This window comes from Patiriisocius sp. Uisw_047 (assembly GCF_047730165.1).
Lineage (GTDB): Bacteria > Bacteroidota > Bacteroidia > Flavobacteriales > Flavobacteriaceae > Patiriisocius.
The window spans coordinates 2,298,178-2,323,520 of the sequence record NZ_CP159834.1; the positions used below are offsets into that span (position 1 = coordinate 2,298,178).

19 protein-coding genes are annotated in these 25,343 nt (G+C 37.2%); 11 read left to right on the plus strand and 8 right to left on the minus strand.

All coding sequences use genetic code 11. From position 1 onward, the window contains the following. Positions 1-50: 50 nt before the first annotated feature. Both porQ and cmk read left to right on the plus strand, forming a co-directional pair. Entirely contained in the window at positions 51-1,073 is a 1,023-nt protein-coding gene (gene porQ, locus ABXT71_RS09975) for a type IX secretion system protein PorQ (protein WP_415371168.1), read from the plus strand. Further along, positions 1,069-1,764, plus strand: a complete 696-nt coding sequence (cmk, locus tag ABXT71_RS09980) for a (d)CMP kinase (RefSeq protein WP_415373099.1) — start codon at positions 1,069-1,071, stop codon at positions 1,762-1,764. Before porQ ends, cmk begins: the two co-directional genes overlap by 5 nt. Here cmk and ABXT71_RS09985 read toward each other — a convergent pair. From ABXT71_RS09985 to tsaD, 6 genes are all read right to left on the minus strand, one after another. Then, positions 1,761-2,936: a THUMP-like domain-containing protein gene (locus ABXT71_RS09985; protein WP_415371169.1), complete on the minus strand. Its 1,176-nt coding sequence runs from the start codon at positions 2,934-2,936 to the stop codon at positions 1,761-1,763. The two genes, cmk and ABXT71_RS09985, sit on opposite strands and share 4 nt — an antisense overlap. A gap of 6 nt (positions 2,937-2,942) precedes the next feature. Next, positions 2,943-3,290, minus strand: coding sequence for an AI-2E family transporter (locus ABXT71_RS09990; RefSeq protein ID WP_415371170.1), 348 nt, complete (start codon positions 3,288-3,290; stop codon positions 2,943-2,945). Between the two features lie 74 nt (positions 3,291-3,364). Beyond that, complete coding sequence (locus ABXT71_RS09995) at positions 3,365-3,901, minus strand: TrmH family RNA methyltransferase (RefSeq protein WP_415371171.1); 537 nt, start codon at positions 3,899-3,901, stop codon at positions 3,365-3,367. Next, complete coding sequence (locus tag ABXT71_RS10000) at positions 3,891-4,535, minus strand: DUF4159 domain-containing protein (protein ID WP_415371172.1); 645 nt, start codon at positions 4,533-4,535, stop codon at positions 3,891-3,893. Before ABXT71_RS10000 ends, ABXT71_RS09995 begins: the two co-directional genes overlap by 11 nt. A 332-nt stretch (positions 4,536-4,867) precedes the next feature. Then, on the minus strand, positions 4,868-5,791 hold the full coding sequence (locus ABXT71_RS10005) for a 16S rRNA (uracil(1498)-N(3))-methyltransferase (RefSeq protein ID WP_415371173.1): 924 nt from the start codon (positions 5,789-5,791) through the stop codon (positions 4,868-4,870). A gap of 191 nt (positions 5,792-5,982) precedes the next feature. Then, positions 5,983-7,002 (minus strand): tRNA (adenosine(37)-N6)-threonylcarbamoyltransferase complex transferase subunit TsaD, encoded by a 1,020-nt coding sequence (gene tsaD / locus ABXT71_RS10010; protein ID WP_415371174.1) that lies wholly within the window; start codon positions 7,000-7,002, stop codon positions 5,983-5,985. 86 nt (positions 7,003-7,088) lie between these two features. Between tsaD and ABXT71_RS10015 the strand changes: the two genes are divergently transcribed. Then, the gene (locus ABXT71_RS10015; RefSeq protein ID WP_415371175.1) at positions 7,089-11,492 is read left to right on the plus strand and encodes a translocation/assembly module TamB domain-containing protein; all 4,404 of its coding nucleotides are present in this window, start codon (positions 7,089-7,091) and stop codon (positions 11,490-11,492) included. A gap of 121 nt (positions 11,493-11,613) precedes the next feature. Here ABXT71_RS10015 and ABXT71_RS10020 read toward each other — a convergent pair whose 3' ends face one another. Together ABXT71_RS10020 and ABXT71_RS10025 are read right to left on the minus strand one after the other, a co-directional pair. After that, complete coding sequence (locus ABXT71_RS10020; protein WP_415371176.1) at positions 11,614-11,994, minus strand: RidA family protein; 381 nt, start codon at positions 11,992-11,994, stop codon at positions 11,614-11,616. A gap of 280 nt (positions 11,995-12,274) precedes the next feature. Beyond that, positions 12,275-14,980 (minus strand): putative LPS assembly protein LptD, encoded by a 2,706-nt coding sequence (locus tag ABXT71_RS10025; protein ID WP_415371177.1) that lies wholly within the window; start codon positions 14,978-14,980, stop codon positions 12,275-12,277. Between the two features lie 238 nt (positions 14,981-15,218). On the opposite strand from ABXT71_RS10025, the gene ABXT71_RS10030 reads away from it, so the two are divergent. From ABXT71_RS10030 to bshA, 8 genes are all read left to right on the plus strand, one after another. After that, on the plus strand, positions 15,219-16,361 hold the full coding sequence (locus tag ABXT71_RS10030; protein ID WP_415371178.1) for an N-acetylmuramoyl-L-alanine amidase family protein: 1,143 nt from the start codon (positions 15,219-15,221) through the stop codon (positions 16,359-16,361). 52 nt (positions 16,362-16,413) lie between these two features. Then, a complete protein-coding gene (locus tag ABXT71_RS10035) occupies positions 16,414-17,361 on the plus strand; it encodes an MlaD family protein (protein ID WP_415371179.1) in 948 nt (315 codons plus the stop codon). A gap of 3 nt (positions 17,362-17,364) precedes the next feature. Continuing rightward, complete coding sequence (locus tag ABXT71_RS10040; protein ID WP_415371180.1) at positions 17,365-18,672, plus strand: 4Fe-4S dicluster domain-containing protein; 1,308 nt, start codon at positions 17,365-17,367, stop codon at positions 18,670-18,672. A gap of 141 nt (positions 18,673-18,813) precedes the next feature. Beyond that, positions 18,814-19,248, plus strand: coding sequence for a phosphoheptose isomerase (locus tag ABXT71_RS10045; protein WP_415371181.1), 435 nt, complete (start codon positions 18,814-18,816; stop codon positions 19,246-19,248). Positions 19,249-19,283: 35 nt separating this feature from the next. Continuing rightward, positions 19,284-20,075, plus strand: a complete 792-nt coding sequence (locus tag ABXT71_RS10050) for a (Fe-S)-binding protein (protein ID WP_415371182.1) — start codon at positions 19,284-19,286, stop codon at positions 20,073-20,075. A gap of 109 nt (positions 20,076-20,184) precedes the next feature. Continuing rightward, positions 20,185-20,670, plus strand: coding sequence for an ABC transporter ATPase (locus tag ABXT71_RS10055; RefSeq protein WP_415371183.1), 486 nt, complete (start codon positions 20,185-20,187; stop codon positions 20,668-20,670). 103 nt (positions 20,671-20,773) lie between these two features. Then, on the plus strand, positions 20,774-23,698 hold the full coding sequence (locus tag ABXT71_RS10060; protein WP_415371184.1) for a glycoside hydrolase family 3 N-terminal domain-containing protein: 2,925 nt from the start codon (positions 20,774-20,776) through the stop codon (positions 23,696-23,698). Positions 23,699-23,726: 28 nt separating this feature from the next. Continuing rightward, positions 23,727-24,863 carry an N-acetyl-alpha-D-glucosaminyl L-malate synthase BshA gene (gene bshA / locus ABXT71_RS10065; protein WP_415371185.1) on the plus strand — a complete coding sequence of 379 codons (1,137 nt, stop codon included), beginning with the start codon at positions 23,727-23,729 and terminating at the stop codon, positions 24,861-24,863. The last annotated feature ends 480 nt before the right edge of the window (positions 24,864-25,343 follow it).

The window sequence follows — 25,343 nt, forward strand, 5'->3', positions numbered from 1 at the left end:
ATTAATATTGCAGTCGTTACTAGTATAACTATTGGTGACAAAAACCTTATATGCAGAAGCAGCTTATTTTTATTTTATTAGTATTGATGACTACTGCCGGCATTAGCCAAATAGGGGGGCGTTCTACATACCAATTTCTTAACCTTGTAAACAACCCAAGGCAAGCGGCGTTAGGAGGAAAGATCGTGACCAATTATGATTACGATCCCACGCAAGGATTATTTAATCCAGCCAGTATCAATCCAGAAATGGATAACCAGTTGTCTCTTAACTACACTAACTACATAGGAGATGTAAATTATGGTACGGCAACCTATGCGTATTTATGGGATAGAAGAACACAAGTGCTGCATACTGGAATTACCTACGTTAATTATGGAAAGTTTGATGGCTATGACGAAAATGGCGAACCTACTGCTAGCTTTAGTGGAAGTGAAGTCGCTCTTTCTTTAGGACATGCACGTAACATACCTTATACGGATTTTCACGTGGGTGTAAATGCAAAATTGATTTCATCTACACTAGAGCAATATTCGTCTTTAGGTGTGGCACTAGATATAGGCGTAATGTATGTGTATGAAGATTGGGATTTGCACGTCACTGGAGTAGCCCGAAATGTAGGAACTCAAATTACACCCTACGACAATCAATACGAGCGCTTACCGCTAGATATTATTTTTGGAATTTCTCAAACGTTAGAAAATATACCTATCCGTTGGCACTTTACAATGGACAATCTACAACAATGGCAGTTGGCTTTTTCAAACACCAATAGGGAACAAACAGATCTTGAGGGAGTAACTACCACAGAAAAAATTAACTTTATCGATCACGCGTTTCGTCATATGATTTTGGGGATAGAGCTGTTCCCTGAGAGTGGGTTTAACCTTAGGTTAGGGTATAATCTGCGTAGGGGAGAAGAGTTAAGAGTTCTGGAACAGCGCTCTTTTGCGGGCTTGAGTGCAGGATTTTCTATAAAGTTAAATAAATTACGCCTCAGTTATTCATATGCTAAGTTTAATGGCGCGGCATCTTCTGGATATCTAGGTCTCAATATTAACTTGAATGATTAAAAAAATCACCATTGCTATTGATGGCTATTCTTCTACGGGTAAAAGCACGGTTGCAAAACAACTAGCGGACTATCTAGATTACATTTATGTAGATACAGGAGCGATGTATCGCGCGGTGACTTACTTTGCAATGCATCATGGGTTTATTTCTGAAAATCATTTTGATAAAGAAGGACTCCTTAATTCATTAGATCAAATAACGATAGGCTTTGAAAAGGCGCCACAATTTGAAACGGCAGACGTATTGTTAAATGGTAAAAACATTGAGTCTGAAATAAGAACGCTTGAAGTTTCGTCGTTTGTAAGTCCAATTGCGACAGTACCCGAAGTTAGAAGAAAATTAGTACATCAACAACAGTTGCTAGGTCAGCAAAAAGGAATCGCTATGGATGGCCGAGACATTGGTACCGTCGTATTTCCTAACGCCGAACTTAAAATATTTATGAATGCCTCTGCAGCAAAGCGCGCTAATAGGCGTTATGAAGAATTAATAGAACGTGGTGACAAGGTAACCTATCAAAAAGTTTATGATAATGTGGTGGAGCGTGACCGTATTGATACAACTCGGGAAGATTCGCCTTTAGTAATGGCAGCAGATGCTATTGAGATTGATAATAGTGATATGAATATGGAGGATCAATTTCAGATCATTCTGCAACTGGCTAAAGACCGTATTGCAGGTCGTATTTAATCTAAAATCTTACGACATTTTATAACTGCCCTGCTGTTATCTAGTAAGGTGGTAAAGAAGAGATAGGTGTCTCCGCCATCTTTCAATTTCCATTTTTTTCTAAGTATTGCTACTGTTTCCGGAAAGTTACGTGTAGTCACATTTACTTTGAGTCCGGCTATGTGAGCTTTCATTTCTTTTTTAGCATAGGGAACCACTTGTAGTATCTTAAAACGCCTCCCTGGGAAATCCCTTAAGACTTCCGAAGTGAAAAGATGCGCATGTTGATGAAGCTTAGAGAATCCCAATTGTTGCGAAATATGACTAAAGCCGCCTCCTTTTAGTAGCGCAGCATTTGGCTCATATAAGTAGTGTAATGGAGGTTCGTTTATTGTTTCTGAAACGGAATTTAGTTCAAAATCAAACACTTCGTTCGTTACCTCTTTGAGATTGATAGTTTTTATTATGACAGCCTCGTTTGCACCTTTCTTACAAAGCCATAGCAATTCTTTAACCTCATTATTTACAGCGACTACGTGTATTTCATAAACACCTTGAAGTTCTTGCAATCCAGCTTGAATATCGAGCATTGGCGACGTTTTGATGAGTAAAAGGTCACAATGGGCAAGAAGAGTTTCTATATGTTCTGGAACATTAGGTTCACAGTCTTTCAGGAAAAACACCTTTTGCTTACTTTCTGTTCTTCGGGAAGGATCTATGTAAATGGTTTCATACTGCTCACCATTATTAAGGATACTTAAACCAGAATCGTTTACTACGGAAATGTTATTCGCTTGAAGCGTACTAAAATTATGATCTGCAATGAGAGCCAGATCCGCATTGAGTTCAAAATAATCAACGTGAGTTGCTTTCTTTGAGAAGTAATACGCGTCGATACCAAATCCACCCGTAAGATCGGCAAGCCTCCCATTATTGACTAGAGAGGCCTTATAAAGGGCTGTATGTTGCGATGAGGTTTGTTCTAGATTCAGTTTTGGTGGAAAGAAAATACCTTCAGTTTCTAGTAGATATTCTAGTTTTTTCTTTGCCTTTTTTCTTCCTTCTATTTGTTGGATAAGTTCTTGAGCAGTTATTTCTGGAAATGGGCTACCGGCAAAAGCAAGGGTCGCGGTAGGACCTTCAAATTCCTTTATAAATTCTTGAATGTGTGGTTTGAGTAAGGCTTTATTCAAAACTAATTATAGATTTATTTTTAATCGCTGCATGATCTTATACTCAGATAAAAACTCTTTTGAAATTACTTTTAATGCTGTGTATACTGGAATGGCAAGAATCATTTCTGAAATACCGAAAAGAAAACCATCTGTTAAGATTATGATAAATATCTCTAGAGGATGCGACTCTGCACTCTTTCCAAAAATAACGAATTGTGTTATTAGATTGTCAAATAACTGAGCCAAGCAATACGCTATAAAGAGAAATAATGCTTTTGTTTTGTAAAGAAACCATCCCAAAATAAGAACCATCAATGTTACGACTATTGGACTTAATATCTCAATTGAAATAGATTTAACCGTTGGTTTCATAATAAATAAATGAGATTAAAAACATACGCAAAGTACTATGTTATTCAACTGTAACGTTAAAATTTATATATAAATTAATCTGCTAGTAAACTTGTAATTGAGTAGAGTGCAATTCCTGCAGATTGTACCACATTCATACTACTATTTGTTCCATACATAGGGATGTGATATACTTGATCCATTTGAGCCAGTAGGCTACTAGATATGCCGTTTTTTTCACTTCCTATAAAAAGGGCAACATTCTTATTGTTTGCGAATTTGAGTTCACCTATGGCTTGGCTACCTTCTGTGATTTCTAAACCTATGAGTGGTGTGTGTTTTTCTTTAAAAGTGTTGACAACATCATTCACATCCATTACAGATCTAAAAGGCACTAATGTCTGTGTATTTCTAGCGGTTCTTTTTAATCGTGAAGAGTTGATGTGTATGGCGTTTCCGAAGAAAATAATTTCTTTGACACCAAATGCCTCACAAATTCTGAACAAGGCACCCTGATTTGCAGGGCTTTCTAGATGATCGCAAATTACGGTAATCTCAAATGCTCTTTGCGTAAACTTATTTTCTTGATGTGTAAGTTGATCACTCATAGGAGGGAAGTAATCAATTTTCAAAGGCGTAGGTGACAATATTTGCACCCATGCGAAGTGCTTTAAGCCTTACTTCTCGCGGATCATTGTGAACTTCAGGGTTTTCCCATCCGTCGCCTAGATCGCTCTCAAAGGTATAGAGTAGCACAAGTCTTCCTTCTATGGTAATGCCAAAAGCCTGTGGTCTTGCGTTATCGTGTTCGTGAATTTTAGGCAATCCATCAGAGAACGAATATTTATAGCTAAAAATAGGGTGATTGCCAGCTAGTTCTTCTAATGGCGCATTTGGAAAAAGTTTTATGATTTCTTTACGCACATAGATGTCCATTCCATAATTATCATCTATATGTAAAAAGCCTCCACTTAGTAAATAAGTCTGTAGGTTTTCTACATCTTCATCGCTAAAAAAAACATTACCGTGTCCAGTCATATGTATGAAGGGGTAATTGAAAAGGTCTATGCTGTTAGGTTTAACAACTACAGGTTTTGTAGATAGTGTGGTGCTTAATTCTTGATTGCAAAATTGTGCAAGATTAGGCAAGGCAGTAGGATTTCCATACCAATCTCCAGCGCCTCCGTATTGCAGTACGGCAATCTCTTGTGATAAAACAGTTTGGAAAATGCAGAGTGTATAAAAAATGAATAAGGTTTTCAGCATAAACTCAAAAGTAAAAAAAGGAAGTCAGTTTGTTAAGCCTGTGTTTATATTTTTTCGAACATTTCGCAGAAGAGTTGATTTATAAAAATCTTATGATCTGACCTTAAGTCTCTTTTTCGCCCAATATGAGGTATAACGTAAGGTGCCGCTCCAGCTAGATGAAGGCGCCTAGACTTTCTTATTATATTTTTCAAATCTAACGTCAACGTAGTTTCTGACATAATTTTTATAAATAGTCAATAACTCTAAAGAGGAATAAAGAGATTAGTAAATTTGTTCAAAGCAATATAGGGTATTAAACCTTAACACCTACAGTATTAACGTTACACTACTCAAATTACCGCTAATGAGTCAAAACTAAACGCTATTATGCCAGTAACTGCTATTGCAGCAGTCTCAGTTCGTAATCTTCTATCTCCTAATGAGATTGCTTTAAAACCTAATTTACTTGCGTTTTTCACTTCCGTTTTAGAAAAGTCTCCCTCAGGACCAATGAGTATTAAATAACTAGACCCCGGGTTCACGACGTTTTTGAGATGTACTTTAGAGACATCATCATCACAATGGGCGATACCCTTAAAATTTTCGCTGTGAGGCAATTCCAAAAATTTTGAAAACGGAATCGCATCGTTAAGTTTTGGCAAATAGCAGGATAAAGACTGTTTCATTGCACTTACTATTATTTTTTCATACCGTTCCTTTTTAATCACCTTGCGTTCACTGTGATCACAAATGATAGGTGTGATTTCTGTAATGCCCATTTCTGTTGCTTTTTCTAAAAACCATTCAAAGCGGTCATTGAGTTTTGTAGGAGCAACTGCCATGTGGAGGCTATATGGCAATGGCTTTTTCAATTCGATATTCAGTACCGTAGCGATACAGTTTTTGGGACTGCTACTTAGTATTTCTGTGGTAAAGAGTTGTCCATTTCCGTTTGTGATATGCAGAAGGTCCCCTTCTTTTTTCCGAAGAACTTTATTAATATGCCTACTCTCTTCTTTATCAAAATTGATTTGAGATGCATTTGGACGAATGTCTTGTTGGTAAAATAAATTCACAATTATTTTTTTTTCTGTTGCTTTACGTTCTAAGTGTGCAATGCCTAGTTCTAAACATCGTTGTAATTTTTCTTCTGTATCAAAACCCGGGCTGTGTACAAATATAAATTCTTTCATTGGCTTGCCTTTACAGTACACAGGGTATCTGTGAACCTGCGCTAATGCTGCTTCAGTTTTTTCTGAAACTACGCGAACCATTAATTTTCCTTTCTCCCACGCTCATTTTCCTTTATACAAAACACAGTATCTTCCAAACATTTTCTTTTCTGAAATGTGATTTGTACCTGGGCAAGGTCGCCAAACGCAACCTTCTTACAAGGTCTTTTCCAATTTCATATTATCTGTCACTTATTTTCTATTAATGATTTTGCTGTTACTCAATTTTTTTTTTAAAACTTCATCCTGGCGTTCGCTGAAACATCGAGACCTGTAAACAGTTGCTGTTTGTATTTTAATTCGCCCACAATAGCAATCATCGCTGCGTTATCTGTACAATATTCAAATTTTGGAATGTGAGTTTTCCATCCGTATTTTTCCTCTGCATCCCGCAATGCTTTCCGAATCCCGCTATTGGCAGAAACACCACCACCTATGGCAACCTCCTTAATTCCTGTTTCTTTTACGGCATTTTTAATCTTATCCATCAAATAAGATACAATAGTATACTGAAGACTCGCACAAATATCTTCAAGATTTTCTTTTACAAAATCTGGATTCTCTTTTACCTCTCTTTGAACAAAATAAAGAACTGCAGTCTTAAGGCCGCTAAAGCTAAAATCCATCGGTCCCACCTTTGGCTTTGTAAATGGAAAACGCTTGGGGTTTCCAGTCTGCGCAAATTTGTCAATCAAAGGACCACCGGGATAAGGGAGGCCTAAAATTTTTGCGCTTTTATCAAATGCTTCCCCTACGGCATCATCTATTGTCTGTCCTAATATTTCCATATCAAAATGTGAACTCACTTTTACTATCTGAGTGTGTCCGCCACTTATGGTCATTGCTAAAAAAGGAAATTGTGGCATTTCGTTATCGCCATTATCAATAAAATGTGCTAAAATATGAGCTTGCATATGGTTTACATCTATGAGCGGAATGTCTAATCCCATCGCTAAAGACTTTGCAAATGAGGTGCCTACAAGCAATGAACCCATCAATCCTGGACCTCGTGTAAAGGCAATGGCTGATAACTGTTTTTTGTCGATATTTGCCTCGCGTAACGCTTGATGAATTACAGGAACAATATTTTGTTGATGTGCACGTGAAGCAAGTTCTGGAACAACTCCTCCATATTCTTGATGAATTTTTTGAGTTGCTACAACATTAGAGCGCACCTTACTGTTATGAAGTACAGCGGCAGCTGTATCATCACAGGAAGATTCAATACCTAAAATGTATATGTTTTCTTGCATAAAAGAAAAAGGGTATATTATTTGGTGTCAAAAGTAAAACAATAATAGCTATCAAAAAACTAGGCAAAATACTTGTTAAGATTTTTATGTTGATCGTAGTATTCATCATTCTACTGGTCATCATTTTATCTATTCCTGCCGTCCAAACAAAAATTGCCAAACGAGTTACAGATAGGTTAAATGAATCTTATGATGTGGATATCCATATCAATAGATTGGGTCTCAATTGGCGAGGGCAAATAGACGCTAGAGAAGTTTATATCGCAGATCATCGCCAAGACACTTTAATTTATGCACAAGAATTACAAGCAGATGTGCTAAATTTTAAAAATCTTTTAAATGATAATTTTGGTTTTGGTGACATAATTTTAACAAAAGCAAAATTGCATTACCATACCTACAAAGGGGAGGAGAAGGACAACCTTTATCAATTTTCTCAAAAATTTAACACCGGGAAACCAAAAACTAAAGTCTTCGTCTTATTTGCAGATCATTTAGAACTATACGATAGTGAAGTTTACATTAGCGATGAAAACCTAGAGAGATCAGAAATATTGATGCTAGATGCTGTCACGCTAAGTGCAGATAATTTTAGGATAGAAAATATAGATGTTACTGCTCAGATTAATAATATGACTGTTGTAGCACAGCGTGGTTTTAAAGTAACAAGTTTACAAACAGATTTTTCATATACGAGAGAAGTTATGAAGCTCGAAAATCTCACCTTGGTGTCTTCAGATTCTGAGCTTAAAGGAAACTTGATTTTTAAATATGGAGAGGATGGAATGGCAGACTTTATGAACAGTGTTGTTATAGATGCCACCTTTGATAATAGTAAACTTGCCACAAATGACTTGAATGCTTTTTATAAGGAGTTCGGGCCTAATCAATTGTTGTATGTAGACGGCAAGTTTGATGGGACACTTAACAATTTTAGATTTAAGAATGCTAGGATAGCTTCTGGAGAAACACGAGTAAGAGGAGATTTCACGATTAAAGATTTGATTTCTCAAGACAGAGAGTATTCTATTATTGCAAACAATCACTATATCACAACTAGCTATTACGACCTTCGGCGTTTTATGCCACGACTAATAGGGAAAAACTTACCAAAGCAACTAAAATCTTTAGGTAATTTTCAATTTATAGGAAACACTCAAATTACTACCTCAACATTAAACTCAAAGAGTAATTTAAAGAGCACCATTGGTAATGCTTTAGTTGATATTGAAGTGGGTAGTATAAATGATTATGAAAAAGCAAATTACAAAGGGAAGATCAAGGTCGATAATTTTAATTTAGGGAAACTAACCGAAACAAGATCATTAGAAAATATCACAGCAGACCTTACAATAAAGGGAAGTGGATTCTCTCAAAAATCTGTAAATACATCAATAAACGGGACGGTGTCATCCTTTGATTTTGAAGGCTATTCCTATAAGAACATTATCATTTCTGGAAATTTAAAAGACCCTGTGTTTAATGGAGATTTATCTATTGATGACCCTAATGTTAAACTTGATTTTAAAGGAATTGTTGATGTCTCAAAAGAGTTTAACCAGTTTGTCTTTGAAGCAGATATTGCCTTTGCAGAACTAAATAAATTGAATCTCATAAAACGTGACAGTGTGAGTATTTTTGCAGGAAGGCTTATCATGGATATGTATGGTACAACACTTGATGATGCGCGAGGAACTATAGGTTTTAAAGAGACTTTTTATCAGAATGAGCGTGACGATTATTATTTTAACGATTTTAATGTAATTTCAAGATTTGAAGGAAAAAAAAGGACGATTGAAATTAACTCGCCAGATATCATTGACGGAAATATATCTGGTGTCTTTAAATTGGAAGATATTCCAAACCTATTTAAAAATGGTATCGGTAAAATTTATGCCAATTATATCCCAGAGGAGGTAATTTCAGATCAGTATGTTAATTATCAATTTACGGTCTATAATAAAATTATAGAACTCTTTGTACCGTCTTTAGCTCTTGGTAAGAATACTCAAATAAGCGGCAAGGTATCATCAGATGAAACTAAGTTTAAACTCAATTTTAAGTCTCCAGAAATATTGCTTTTTAAAAACTACTTGGGCAATGTTAATGTAGAAGTAGACAATAACAACCCGCTCTACAACACCTATATTTCTATAGACTCTGTGTATACGGGAGTGTATGATCTCAAGGATGTGGCGATCATTAATAAAACCATTAATGATACGCTGTATTTGCGCTCTGAGTTTTCGGGAGGAAAATACAAAGAAGACATTTTTAACCTCGCGCTGTATCATACCATTAATCCAGAAGGTCAATCTGTAATAGGTTTTTCAAAATCTGATATTTTCTATAATCGGAATACTTGGTACATAAATAAGGAGAATAATAGGCAGAATAAAATAGTCTTCGATAACAACTTTTCTCGTGTAAAAATTGACAGCTTTAAACTCAATCATAATGACGAGACTATAGAGCTCGGCGGGATGATTAGAGACTCTACCTATAAAGATTTGAAGGTTCGGTTTAGAGATGTTAACATGGGTAATTTGACACCTAAAATAGATAGTCTTCGTCTCGACGGAAATATTAACGGACGTCTTAATTTTCTTCAAAAAGGAGGCTCGTTCTTCCCCGAGAGTAATGTGACGATAGATCATGTGGTTATTAACGAAACGGAGTTTGGCGATCTTTCATTAAGGGTAAAAGGAAATGAAGATTTAACAAATTATAGGATAAATACCACGCTAGTAAATAATGATATAAAGTCGATAAACGCGGTAGGTGATATAGATGTATCTGGCAATACACCTCAAATAGATCTCAATGTTTCACTCAACGATTTTAATATGAAAGCTTTCAGCCCTTTTGGCGGTAATGTGATTACAGAAATTAGGGGTTCGGTCTCCGGAAACGCCAAAGTAAAGGGTAATTATAAGTCACCTGATATTTTTGGCCGACTTAATCTAACAAATAGTGGTTTGAAAATACCTTATTTAAATACTGATTTTGATATTGAAAACAGTACCATATTGAACCTCTCAAAGAGCAAGATCACTATAGAACCTGCGGGAATCACAGATGTTAAGTATAGTACCCAAGGACGTTTGTCTGGTAATGCTACCCATACTAACTTTCTAGATTGGGCACTGGATCTTACTATAGATGCTCCACAAAGATTGCTGGCACTAGACACAGCTCCAGAAGAGGATGCATTGTATTATGGGACAGCTTTTATTAGTGGCAGTGCTACTATCGCTGGGCCAATACAAGAACTGGTGATTGACGTGGTCGCCACAACAGAGGACGGAACTACTTTTAAAATACCAATTTCTGAAACAGAATCGATAGGGGATGATTCATTTGTTCGTTTTTTATCTCCAGAAGAAAAAGAAGCGCTTATTAGTGGAGAAGAAATAGACATAGAAGAAGTAAAAGGACTCACACTTAATTTTGATCTTGATATCAATCAAAAGGCGGAGGTAGAGGTGGTTGTAGATCAAACTACGGGAAGTACTTTAAAGGGTCGTGGTGCAGGAATATTGTTAATGGAGATCAATACACTGGGTAAATTTAATATGTGGGGAGATTTTTCTGTCTTTAGTGGAAATTTCGACTTTAGATATGGTGGGGTTATACAACGAAATATAGAAGTAGAACCGGGCGGAAGTATAAACTGGGACGGAAAACCAGAAAAAGCAAGACTCGACTTGAGAGCGATTTATAAAACGGAGGCAAACCCTTCTATTTTACTTGATAATCCGACGGTGAACCGAAAGATTCCAGTGGAGGTTATTGTAGATCTCTCTGGAGAATTGAGCCAGCCAGAATTAAACTTTAATATCAACTTCCCTAGAGTGAGTTCTATTGTGCGCAGTGAGCTTGAGTATAAATTACAAAACGAAGAGCAACGCCAGAAGCAAGCATTATTTCTTGTAGCGTCTAATTCTTTCGTGAATGATGACTTTGCGGGAGCTGGTGCCTTCGGCGGTAATTTATTAGCGGATCAAGTGTCAAGTCTTGTGGGTGATTTATTATCTGATAAAGATGGAAAATTTGGATTTGCCATTGATTATAAAACGGGTCAAAGTTCTCCTATCGCCGAAACTTCAGATCAAATAGGTGTGTCTATTACGACAAAGATTACAGATAAGTTGCTGATTAACGGAAGTCTAGGTGTGCCTATTGGAGATGTAAATGATTCTACAATTGCGGGAGAAGTGGAGGTACAGTGGCTCGTAAATGAAGATGGAAGTCTGCGTATGAATTTTTTCAACCGCCAAGCAGATATACAATTTATAGGAGAAGATCAGATTTTTGAACAAGGTCTTGGTATCTCTTACACGGTAGATTTTAATACCTTTAAAGAGCTTGTTTTTAAGCTTTTCAATAAGAGACTGTCTTTAGAAAAAGAAAAGTTAGAAGAGCTTCCTGTAATCCCTGATGACAGTGGTCTCCCAAGGGGCTTCGGTAATCTGCCAGAAAAAGAATAAGGTCTTGGATTTGAATAAAGAAGAAATACTATTTCGCTGAAAAAAGAAAGATTAGGAAATAAAGGGATACTATATATTCTGAAAAATTATTTTTCAACTACTAACTACTAACTACTAAACATTACCTGCTCGCTATCACAGAAATCTCAACATTCACGTATTTTGGCAAGTTTGCTACTTCCACCGTTTCCCGGGCAGGAGCAGTATCATCACTAAAGTAGATTCCGTAAACAGAATTGATATTAGCAAATTGCTCCATATCTTTTATAAAGATGGTTGCTTTTAATACGTTTTCAAATGTCATATCTGCGGCATCTAAAACTGCTTTAAGGTTTTCCATCACTAGCTTTGTTTCGTCTTCAATGTCCCCTTTAAAGAGTTCACCAGTTTTTGGATCTATTGCAATCTGTCCAGAAGTATAGAGCATGTCGCCATTGAGGACCGCTTGATTGTAAGGACCAATAGGAGCAGGAGCGTTTGGAGTTGTAATTATTTTTTTCATAGTATATTTTTATTATCAGTGCCTAATATTAGTCTGAGCCTGTCTTAGACCGGTTGATTAATAGAGACGCATCGTTAACGCTCTATTATTAGAAAGAGTCTAAAATTTTATCATTAGTACGCATTAAGTACTTCAATTGCAATCAGTGTGACATTGTTCTTTACATTTCAGGAAAAAAACAATCAAAATATCTAGATTCTCAAAAAAAGTTTTTAATGCCACTTCGGCTGAATACTAATAACCAAAATTAAAATTAAACAGAAAATTTCCGAAGTAATACTTACAAGTTCCTATCTGGAATCCTACGCTTATCATATTTGATATCGCTCAATATACTACTCTTTATCCCAACAAAGAAAAACCAAGAAGTATTGATGCTTCCTATGGGTGTCCAATTAAAACTCATCTGCCAACTCTCTAAATCCCGCTGAAATCGAAACTGCGTTAAGGTCACGCCTTTGTTCTTAAAATCATAACCAGAAGAAACCCCTACGCGCCATCTAGGCGATAAATCTAGATTAGAACTAAACATCAAAGACTGAGATGAGATCTCACTCTGGCGTCTAGTATTACTATAGGTCATGGTGTATGCCAAGCGTAAATCCCAAGGGATACTAAAGTTGTAAAAATCTTTATTTTCGTATTCAGATTGGTTTTCAGATTCAAAAATATCACCGTCAACCTGGCTGGTAGAATCTCCAAAGAGATCATCCTGTCTACCTCCGTTTCTAAATGTGTCGTTATCTAAACGGGCATCGTCTTCGTTCCTGCCCTTTAAATCCCTACTAGAAAAATTATAGTTAAGACTTATGTTGGCACCCGTTAATCTAAACAAGCTTCCACCATTATTAATATTAAAAACATCAATAGGTGTGTTGTTGTTATCTAAAGCATACGGATTTAAAGTACCTCTAAAGTTTACACCCAGCTTATCGATTATGGGGATTGCTCCGCTGATAGTTAGCGGACTTATCTTTAAAGAATCACCAGCAATATTGTACGCTGTAGCAAAATTAAGATTGTTAAGTATGGTGATTTTTTTAGGCTCTGTAACGGTAGTGTCTCTTGAAGTGACTTTAGCCTCTAGTGTATTACTTAAAGAAAATCCTATATTGCTACTAAAAACACGACTTGGTGCGCCATAGAGTGTATTCTCAAACCTCGAGTATTGCACTGACTCTGAGGAGGCAGCTTCATCTGCTGTTGCAGGTGTAGTTACATCATATTCTTCATAATAGCGATCAAAGGCTGGGTTAATATTATAACTTACAGAAGGTCTGACTACGTGACGAATCCCTTGTATTTTTTTATCTTCTCCAAAATTAAATGTCCCATACACTGTTGTCCCAAGGCTCGTAGAAAAGTTATACGTTCTATAACTGTCAAAGCCAGGAACGGTGTCCTGTATTACTGCACCTATTCCTTCTTCTGCTTGCTGGTCAAAACGCCTTCTTATAGTTTTTAACAACCATGTCTCTTGATAATTAGTACTCATAGAAGCACTTAAATATTCTAGAATTTTAAAATTTGTAGCCACAGGAATGCTATGTCTAACACCTACTTGTGCATTTTTAAACATTTCTGGTTTAAAGAATAAGGAGTCAACGGTACTTATTCTGTTTTCTGCAGTGACGTTGTATTGTACATTTATATTATCGATAATACCTTTCTTGGTTCCTACCCTAGGGGCAAAAGGATACATACGCGCCACACTCCCATTAAAGTTAGGCAATGACATATTAATAGCTTGGGTCTGCGTATTCTGGGAGTGTGTAGCAGCAACACTTATATTGACTTGCGGTTCTACTTCAAATGTTTTTGAATAAGAAACAGAAGAACTCAAGGTGTTTACTAAGGCACTGGCGTTGTTCGTTTGATTCTGTGATTGCCTAAAATAACGGCTACTCCCTAAATTCACATTGGCAGAAAATCGAGAAGTAGGATTCACTTTAGGATCTTGTCTGTGGTCCCATCGTATGTTGTAGATAGCACTTTGGCTAAAATCTGGGAAGCCACGCTCGCTTTCCACAATGTTTTCATACCGTAAACTAAGGTTCCCACTAAACTTATACCGAAGCGCGTAATTGGTTTCTGCTCGCAGCCCATAGCTACCATTGGTATAGTAATCACCCAGCATTGTGAGGTCTAAATAATCATTTATCGCAAAATAATACCCACCGTTCTGAAAAGAAAATCCACGACGGTTATCGCCCACAGAAGGTAAAATAAAACCTGAAGCGCGATCTTCAGACATCGGGAAATAAGCAAATGGCAGTGCAATAGGTGTAGGGACATCTGCGATATACATATTTGTAAAACCAGTGACTACCTTCTTTCCAGGGACAAACTTTGCCCTACGTGTGAAGAAGTAATACTCTGGATCATCCACATTTTCTGAGGTAGTAAATTTTACGTTCTTTAGAAAGATAACAGAGTCATTTTGTTTTTTAGTGATTTCTGCGATCACGTTAAAACCACTTTGTTGTGTGCGTGAATTATAGATGATAGCCCTCTCTGTAATATTATTAAAACGCAAAGAATCTGGGCGTACTTCATTTGCTCCTTGTACAAAAACGGGCTTTTGCATATAGACGCCTGCGCTGTCTATCCCTCTAGCATAAATTTCATTTGTGTTATAGTCTAGAATAATCTCACCGGCATCTATGCGCGTATCACCGTAAATAATGTACGCTTTATTATACATATAAGCGCGGTTATTTTTTTTATCGAGATAGACATAGTCCTCGCCATAATAGTCTAAAATGTGCTTCAAGTCTTCTTTAGGAGGGCGTATGGTATCTGATTTTATTTTAGCAGGAGTTTCAGGAGTTGTTTTTGTATTTGAAGGAACTTGTCGTGGGCTTGTCTTTTCTTCAGCAGGTAAATTGAGAATGTACTTTGGAGCAGGATCTTGCGCGTAAAGGGTCCCGCTACCTAGCTGCAGGAACACGAATAATATAAAATAGAATTGCTTAATTGTCTGCAATGGGTTTTAGTGTTTTAGGCACTTTTACTGAAGCTAATTCAGCATAAATATTATTTCCGAAATTTTCTGAGCCTCGTATTAATTCAGTTTCTTTGTATAATCAATAAAACGTCATAATACGCCGTTCTTGGCTTAGTTTTTGAAAGTTCAAAATTAACAATAATTTTTCGCATAGCTTTTAAAAATTTTAAACGAGTTCAATTTAAAATATATGATTCATAACTTCCGTTACATCCCTATGAAAACGAAACTCTTACTCACTTTAGTACTTGCCGTATCAATTGCGTTGTCTGCATTTACAATTAAAGACGTATCTAGAAGCGATAGCATTTCAGCAGTACAGCAAAATCCTTTTATTGTAGTACTCGATGCAGGTCACGGTGGTACAGATCCAGGCAATCTCGGAAATGGCTATTACGAAAAAGATATTGTTTTAGATGTGACGCTGCAAGTAGGTAAGATTCTTGAAACGCAGCCAGGATTTAAAGTAATCTATACAAGAAAGACAGATGTCTTTATAAAACTAAATGAACGTGGGCCAGTAGCAAATGAAGTAGATGCAGATATTTTTGTATCCATACATTGTGACTCACATCATACCCAAGCTTATGGAGTGGGAACCTTTGTAATGGGACTTGATAAATCTGGAAAAAATCTTGAAACCGCAAAAAAAGAAAATGAAGTTATTTTTCTTGAAGATAACTATGAAGAGACTTATGCAGGTTTTGATCCTAATTCTCCAGAGTCCTTAATAGGGCTCACTATTATGCAAGAAGAATACCTTGATCAAAGTATTATGCTTGCTGGACTTGTACAAAATAACATTGTAAACAACTTAAAACGTAAGAATAGAAATGTGAAACAAGCACCATTCTGGGTGCTACATAGCAGTTATATGCCAAGTGTTTTGATAGAATTAGGTTTCTTAACAAACAACACAGAAGGCAAGTATGTGAACAGTAAGAAGGGGAGAAAGGAAATGGCAGAGCAGATTGCAAACGGGATTATGAGTTATAAGAAGAATCTTGAGTTGGCCACTAATGATTTTAAGAACCCAGCAATTACAGAGCAGGAGATTGATGAAGCGATTAAGGTTTCAGAGAAAAAAGTATACAGGGACATTAATTTTAGAGTGCAGATTGCCGCTTCTGGGAATAAGCTTGAGACGAAGCCTGAAAACTTTAAAGGTCTAAAGGGTGTAGATCGGGTTCAAGTAGGAGCGCTCTATAAGTATTACTACGGAAATACTTCAGATTATAATGTGATTCAATTACTACAAACCTTGGCTAAAGAAAAGGGCTATTCCACTTGCTTTGTCGTCGCTTATAAGGACGGAAAAAAGTTAAATCTTTCTAAAGTTCTAAAAACCGAGGATAAATAACCCGCCTTGTTTCTGATTAATGCCTAAATTTGCTTCATTAAAACACATTAAATTGAAATTATCAAGAGAAGTAAAAACGGGAATTCTTGCCATTGGAACGATATTATTATTCATATTTGGATATAGCTATCTTCAAGGGACAAATCTTCTTGAAAAACACAGAACCTTTTTTGTGAAATATAGCAATGTAGAAGGACTTGCTAAATCTGCTCCTGTTACTATCAACGGACTAGTTGTAGGTAAGGTAACGAGTATTGAATTTGAAGATAATAAAGGAGGGCTCTTGGTTGAGTTTACAGTGGAGAATGATTTTGTGTTTTCTGATAAAAGTCTTGTGCTTATTTATAGTAGTGGAATTATAGGCGGAAAGTCTCTAGGTGTTTATCCCGATTATAGTGGTGCTCCAGTAAAATCTGGTGACACACTTCCAGGACAGGTAGAAAAAGGGATGTTAGATATGGTAACTTCGCGTCTTGGCCCATTAGAGGATAAGGTAAACACGACACTAGCGACTGTAGACACACTATTATTGGCATTTACAGAGGTGCTAAATCCACGAACGCGAGTGAACTTAGAAGAAACATTAGCAACTTTAAACACCACAACTAAGTATTTCAAATCTATATCTAAAAATATGGATGAGCTACTTGATGCAAATAAAGAAAAGCTAAGTTCTACTATTACAAACCTAGACATTACTACAAAAAACTTTGCAAAGCTCTCAGATTCTTTAGCCCAAATAAACACAGGCCAGATTGTTCGGCAGATGGAAGAAGTTATTTCTAGGCTTAATGCAATCGTAACAAGTATAGATAATGGAGAAGGAAGCATCGGTAAATTGCTTAAAGATGAAAAGATGTACGATAACCTAGAAGGTGCGTCTAAGCAACTAGAAGAATTATTAAAAGATATGAAATTGAATCCCAAGCGTTATGTGCATTTCTCATTATTTGGAAAGCGTGACAAGGGATTTGAAGAGCCAGAAGATCCTAACAAATAATCTATGCAGTACATTCCTAATATTATCTTTTTGCTGGTCCTCTTAGCAGGGATTGGTTACTTCTCCTTCAACATAAGAAAAGTAATTAGAAACATTAAACTCGGTATTCCCGTGTCTGTATCTAATAAAGGAGAGCGACTGGCTAACGTAGGTCGTATCGCAATAGGACAATCTAAAATGGTAGTACGGCCAGTATCTGGGGCGATGCACATTGTCGTGTACCTAGGTTTTATTATCATTAACATAGAAGTATTAGAGATCATCATCGATGGTCTTTTTGGCACTCATCGTATTTTCTCAACTTTTTTAGGAAGCTTTTATGGAGTGCTCCTGGGTACTTTTGAAATTCTCGCGGTTTTAGTATTTGCCGCCGTTGTTGTTTTTTGGATACGCCGAAATGTGATAAAGTTGAAACGCTTTATGTCTAAGGAAATGACAGGTTGGCCTAAAAATGACGGTAACTTTATTCTCTATTTTGAAATGGTCCTAATGGGCCTATTTCTAGTAATGAACGCAACAGATGTCCCTTTTCAGCAAATTGATAGTGGGAACATCGTATCTCAACACATTGCAAGTTGGTTTTCAGGAACATCTGAGGGTACCTTGCATATTATAGAGCGCACCGCTTGGTGGATTCACATTGTAGGGATCTTAATTTTCTTGAACTACCTATATTTCTCAAAGCATCTACATATTATGCTGGCTTTCCCTAATGTATACTTCGGAAGGGTAACACCCCAAGGACATTTTAAAAACAACAAAGCCGTTACCAAAGAAGTTATGATGATGATGGATCCCAATGTAGATCCATTTGCTTCTCCCCCAGAAGAAGAAGCAGAAGAGACTCCGGCAAAGTTTGGTGCGAGTGATGTGATGGATTTGACACAAATTCAATTATTAAATGCCTACACCTGCACCGAGTGTGGACGTTGCACTAGTGAATGCCCTGCAAATATTACAGGTAAAAAATTATCCCCACGAAAAATAATGATGGATACCCGTGACCGTCTAGAAGAAGTAGGGAAGAACATAGACGCTAATAAAGGCGTTTTTGTGCCAGACGGCAAACAGTTATTAGGCGACTACATTACAAATGAGGAGCTTTGGGCTTGTACAAGTTGCAACGCCTGCGTAGAAGCTTGCCCCGTAAGTATTGATCCTCTTTCTATCATTATGGAAATGAGACAATACTTAGTAATGGAGCAAAGTGCCGCACCAAACGAACTCAATGGAACTATGACAAACATTGAGAACAACGGAGCACCTTGGCCATTTAATCAACAAGATAGATTGAACTGGGCTAAGGAGTAATATTAGCGGTATGTGTTAATGGATAGTATTTACCTCCGTGTCCTTTGTGCCTGTGTGGTGATAAGAAATTGAGAATAAGACTAGAATTTTTAAATAATAGTAAGATTCTCTTTTTAAAGGGAATGAAAAGAAAACCAACTTATGAATAAAGAAGAAGCAGAAGACTTATTGCATGCAAAAGTAGAAGCAGGAGAAACGGTGAGTCCAGTATTACCAGAAGGAGTGAAAAACTACCTTATTGACATTGATGGTACTGTAACTGAAGATGTGCCTAATGAAGAGCCAGAACGCATGGCAACTTGTGAGCCTTTTCCTGATGCCTTAAAGACCTTAAATAATTGGTATGATCAAGGACACCTTATTTGCTTTTTTACTTCTAGAACAGAAGACCACAGAAAAGTAACTACAGATTGGTTAAATAAACATGGATTTAAATTTCATAGCCTATTAATGGGGAAGCCTCGCGGCGGAAATTATCATTGGGTAGATAACCATCTAGTAAAAGCAACACGGTATAAAGGAAAGTTCACTGAACTAATAGATAAAGAAGTGACTATTCAAGTGTTTGAGGAATAATAGTAAAATAGAGCATCCATTTTTAATATTTCAATATGGAAGAAACAATAAAAGTCCCAACAATGGCCGAGTATACGGCACAAGGCAAGCAACCAGAAGTCTTATTCTGGGTAGGCTGTGCTGGTAGTTTTGACGACAGAGCAAAGAAGATTACAAAAGCATTTGTAAAATTATTACATAATGCAGGTGTAGATTTCGCCGTATTAGGAACAGAGGAAAGCTGTACAGGTGATCCGGCAAAACGTGCTGGTAATGAGTTTTTATTCCAGATGCAAGCGGCCACCAATATTGAAGTGATGAATGCTTATGAAGTAAAAAAAGTTGTAACGGCGTGCCCGCATTGCTTTAATACGATCAAAAATGAGTATCCAGAATTAGGTGGAAATTACGAAGTAATGCACCATACGCAGTTCTTAAAATCTTTAATGAATGAAGGGCGTCTAAAAGTTGAAGGTGGTAAGTTTAAGGGCAAGCGCATTACTTTTCACGATCCGTGTTACCTAGGTCGTGCCAATGGCGAATATGAAGCACCAAGAGAGTTACTTCGAAAACTAGAAGTAGAGCTTGTAGAAATGAAACGATGCAAATCTAAAGGATTATGTTGCGGAGCAGGCGGCGCACAAATGTTTAAAGAAGCAGAACCAGGAACAAAAGAAATTAACATAGAGCGCACACAAGAAGCCGTTGAAGTAAAGCCAGAAATTATCGCAGCAGGATGCCCATTCTGTAACACGATGATGACAGATGGAGTAAAAGGAGAAAACAAAGAAGGCGAAATTGAAGTAATGGATGTGGCAGAGATGATTGCATCTGCGCAGGATCTTTAACTTGTTTTTTCTAAATTAGAATAGAAATTACACATGTTCAGCCAGAGAATAAAATTAAAACCAATACCCCAATTAACATTTAACCATCAACGTTTAACTTTTTCCAAATATGCTAGTTGATTTCTCAAACCTTCCTGACGATTCAAGAATCTGGATTTACCAGTCTAACCGAAAGTTCTCGGAAGAAGAGGTGTCGGCTATGGAAGAAAAAACTAAGGTTTTCTTAACCCAATGGACTGCTCACGGTGCAAACCTAGAAGCTGGCTTTGAGATAAAGCACAGTCGTTTTATAGTTTTCGGTCTCAATCAATCAAATGCCTCGGCATCTGGTTGTAGTATAGATGCATCCGTTCACTTTATTCAAGAACTAGAAAAAGAATTTGATCTTGACCTCATGGATAAAATGAATGTTACATTTTATAACGGTGATTTTATTGCCCACAAGACTTTGACAGATTTTAGAAAAATGGCAAAGAACAGGTCTGTCTCTAAGAATACCGTGGTTTTCAACAACTTGGTAAACACAAAAATCGAGTATGAAGAAAATTGGGAAGTACCAGCATCAGAGAGTTGGCATAACAGGTTTTTAGCATAGTTTTTGTACCTTACAAATACGAAAGAAATACGCATTATATTAAGGATGTGACTCACTAAAAATTGCATTTCTTCGTTGTCATCTTATATTCCAGTTGTATTCAATGAAAAAACTTTTTGCCCTCGCACTATTCCTACTTTCCACAATTGCCATGTTTGCACAACAGGCAAATCCATTAATTGTAAAAAACAGCCTTCCCTACCAGCAAAAATGGGTGGATAGTATCTATGGAGAAATGTCATTACAAGAAAAGGTGGGACAACTTTTTATGGTAGATGTTTTTTCTAGTGATCCTGTAGAAAAAACGAATAAGATTAAAAAACTCATACGAGAACAACACATAGGCGGCATCATCTTCTCAAAAGGAGGTCCTGTGCGACAGGCTGAGCTAAATAACGAATTTCAGAACGAAGCGAAATATCCACTGATGATTGCTATGGACGCAGAATGGGGGTTGGCTATGCGGCTAGACTCTACATACGCCTTTCCTTGGAACATGACATTAGGCGCCATACAGGATAATAAGATTGTAGAAGAAGTAGGACATCGTATCGGTTTACATACCAGAAGGATGGGAATGCATATTAATTTTGCACCCGTGGTAGATATTAATACCAATCCTAAAAATCCAATTATCGGGAATCGCTCTTTTGGAGAGGACATGGTAAACGTAAGCGAGAAAGCTTTGGCTTTTATGAAAGGGATGCAACGCGCTGGTGTCTTAGCAAATGCAAAGCACTTTCCAGGTCATGGTGACACCGACCAAGATTCGCATAAAACGCTTCCTACCGTTGCTTTTTCTAAAGCACGTATAGACAGTGTCGAGCTCTATCCTTACCGAAAATTGATCAACGAAGGGCTCAGCAGTATTATGGTGGCACACCTAAATATTCCTAGCCTAGAAAGCCGCGAAGGTTATCCTTCTAGCATTTCAAAATATATAGTGACAGACATGCTCAAAGGGCAGTTGGGCTTTAATGGGCTTATTTTTACAGATGCCTTAAATATGAAGGGCGCGGCAAACTTTAGTGCTCCAGGAGAGATAGATCTCGCTGCTTTTATGGCGGGTAATGATGTCCTTCTTATTTCCGAAGATATTCCGAAAGCGCATGCACTTTTGGTCAATGCCTATCGTGAAGAAGTGATTACAGAAGCACGATTAGCGCACTCGGTGAAGAAGATTCTTTTTGCCAAGTTTAAAGCCGGATTACACAGGTATCAACCAGTAAGTCCTTATGGTTTGGTGCCTAGTTTAAATGCGGCTGCAGACGATGCGCTGTATGAAAAGGCAATGGAGTCAGCGATTACTGTGGTGAAAAATGATAGCGTTCTTTTACCTATTACAGATTTGCAAAATAAGAAATTTGCCTATGTAAATTTTGGCGATGCGGATGGGAAGCCATTCTTAGATGCACTTCGGAAATATGACAAAATAGACCACGTTAAAGCAAATGACATCTCGTCTATGTTGAAAAAACTAAAAGGCTACGATCAAGTGATTATTGGTTTTCACAAAAGCAACGACAACCCTTGGAAAAGTTATACTTTTTCTACTAATGAGTTGCAATGGTTACAGAAAATCGCAGCAAATAACAAAGTGATATTAGATGTGTTTACGAGTCCATATGCCTTGTTACAAATCCAAAACATTTCCGAAATTGAGACAGTAGTAGTTTCGTATCAAAATAGTGATGTCGCACAATCGTTGTCCGCACAGATTATTTTTGGGGCACGCCAGGCAAAAGGGAGATTGCCTGTAAGTATAGGCAGCGCAATTCCAGTAGGATCTGGAGTAGATACCAGACTATTGAAACGCCTACAATACGGTACTGCAGAAAGTGTAGGGATGAGTAGCTATAAGTTTTATAAAATTGATTCACTGGCAAGAGTGGGGCTATGGGGAGGAATGACGCCAGGAATGCAAATAATTGTAGCCAGAAACGGAAAGGTAGTATATGATAAGAATTTTGGTTATCACACGCAATCTCAAAAGAACACAGTAAAAAGTAACGATCTATATGACGTTGCTTCTTTGACTAAAATTTTAGCAACTTTACCAATGATTATGGACCTCTTTGACCGCGGTGTGATCAATATGGATACCAAGTTAAAAGAAATGCTCCCAGAATATCGAGGTACTGACAAGGCCAATATCACATTAAAAGAAATGCTAACGCATACAGCAAGACTTAAGGCATGGATACCGTTTTACATTAAGACGATGGATAGTGTTACCAAGAAACCTTCTGCCAAGTGGTTTCGAGAAAATAAACAGGAAGATTTTACAATCCTAGTAGCGAAAAATCTTTTTATGAAGCGCGAGTACAAAGACTCGATATACAGGTTTATAAAGGAAAGTGAACTGCGGGAAAGTAAGGGCTATAAATATAGTGACTTACCATATTATCTACTTAAGAAATACGTAGAAGAATTTTACGGAACTCCTTTAGAGGTTTTAGTGCAGCGAAATATATATGAACCTTTAGGAGCAAACAATACAACCTATTTACCCCTAGATAAGTTTACTAAGATTGACATTGTCCCAACGGAATATGACACATACTTTAGACAACAAGTTGTTCATGGCTATGTAAACGATCAAGGGACAGCTATGCTGGGTGGTGTAGGAGGCCACGCTGGTCTTTTTAGTACTGCAAACGATGTGGCGAAAATTATGCAGATGTATTTATGGAAAGGGACATATGGTGACAAACAGTATTTTAAACCAGAAACGATAGATGCATTTAACACCTGTTATTTTTGTGGTGATAATGTAAGGCGAGGCGTTGGTTTCGACAAACCACAACTAGGAGATGTGGGTCCAACATGCGGATGTGTATCTATGAATAGTTTTGGGCATAGCGGATTTACCGGTACCTTTACTTGGGCAGATCCTGATCAAGACCTTATCTATGTTTTTATGAGTAACCGTACCTATCCTGATGCGGAGAACAGAAAACTAATAGAGAGCAACCTACGGAGTAATATTCAAGAAGCAATTTACGAAGCAATTAATGTAAAGTATTAAAAATTATCCCGCAGCGGATTAGCAGTTTATGAAAATAGCAATGGTATGTTATCCTACATTTGGTGGGAGTGGAGTAGTAGCTACAGAGCTTGGTGTCGCCTTGGCAGAGAGAGGTCATGAAGTTCATTTTATAACCTATAAGCAACCCGTCCGATTAGATCTTCTTAGTCCTAATATTTATTTTCACGAGGTACAAGTGCCGCAATACCCTTTGTTTAAGTACCAACCTTATGAGTTGGCCTTATCAAGTAAACTAGTTGATATGGTGCGATATTACGGGATAGATATGATGCACGTGCATTATGCCATTCCGCACGCATATGCTGGATATATGGCAAAAAAGATGTTAGAAGATGAAGGCATTATAATCCCAATGGTAACGACGCTGCACGGGACAGATATTACACTTGTGGGTAATCATCCACACTATAAGCCAGCAGTCACCTTTAGCATTAATAACAGTGATAAGGTAACCTCTGTTTCTGAAAGTTTAAAAAAAGATACCCTCCGCCTTTTTTCTATCAATAATGAGATTGATGTAGTCCCAAACTTCATTGACATGAAAAAACATGAGAACACCTACACAGATTGCCAGCGTGACCATATGGCATTGCCTGGAGAACGTATAATAACCCATGTTAGTAATTTAAGACCCGTAAAAAGAATCCTTGATATTGTGAAGGTGTTCGCTAAAATACAGGAAGAGATTCCTTCTAAATTATTGATTGTTGGAGAAGGACCAGAGCGAGAGCCTGCGCAAGAACTAGTAGATAGTTTAGGCCTAACAGAAAAGGTTGTTTTTCTTGGTAACAGCAATGAAGTTAATAAAATATTATGCTTCACAGACTTGTTTTTGTTGCCTTCAGAAAAAGAAAGTTTTGGTTTGGCAGCCCTTGAGGCTATGGCTTGTGGAGTACCAGTAATATCTTCTAATGCGGGAGGTCTTTCTGAAGTAAATACGCACGGAGTGAGTGGTTACCTAAGTAATGTGGGTGATATTGATGATATGGCTAAAAATGCTATCAGTATATTAAATAATGATGTTACTTTACAAGAATTTAAGAAGCAAGCAAAAAAAGCGGCTGCACGGTTTGATACAGATAATATTGTACCTTTTTATGAGGAAATCTACAAACAAGCTGTCCAAGTAAGTTTGGTGAAATAGCAAAAAAACAGTAAAGAAAAAGCGCCTTCTCGTTGCGAGAAGGTGGTTTTATTTTTTAATGGAGGGCTTCTTTAATCAAACTGATACCTTGTTCCCAATGCTAGGTCAAAATATAAATCATCTCTAAAATCTCCAAAACCAAATTCTGGTCTAACGTCAAGCGGGAGTAGTAAGGGAAAATCAAAATTATATTCTATCCACACAGTACCTGCAGCATATGGGAAAATATCATTGTCAGGAAAATCGTTGTCGTCAAAATTTACAGAGCCTAAACCACCACCCGCATCTGCGTACCGGTTAAAACCACCATCTATGTTCCATACCTATTTATATGTCCAGTTGCTTTGAGTACACTAACATTTATATTCCATTAAATTGCAAACCAAATTCTAGCCTGTTGTTGTCCGTCAATCTAAGTTGATAATTAATATTTGTCACGAAGCCATCATTATCTCCTATTCGGATTCCGATGGCATTTTT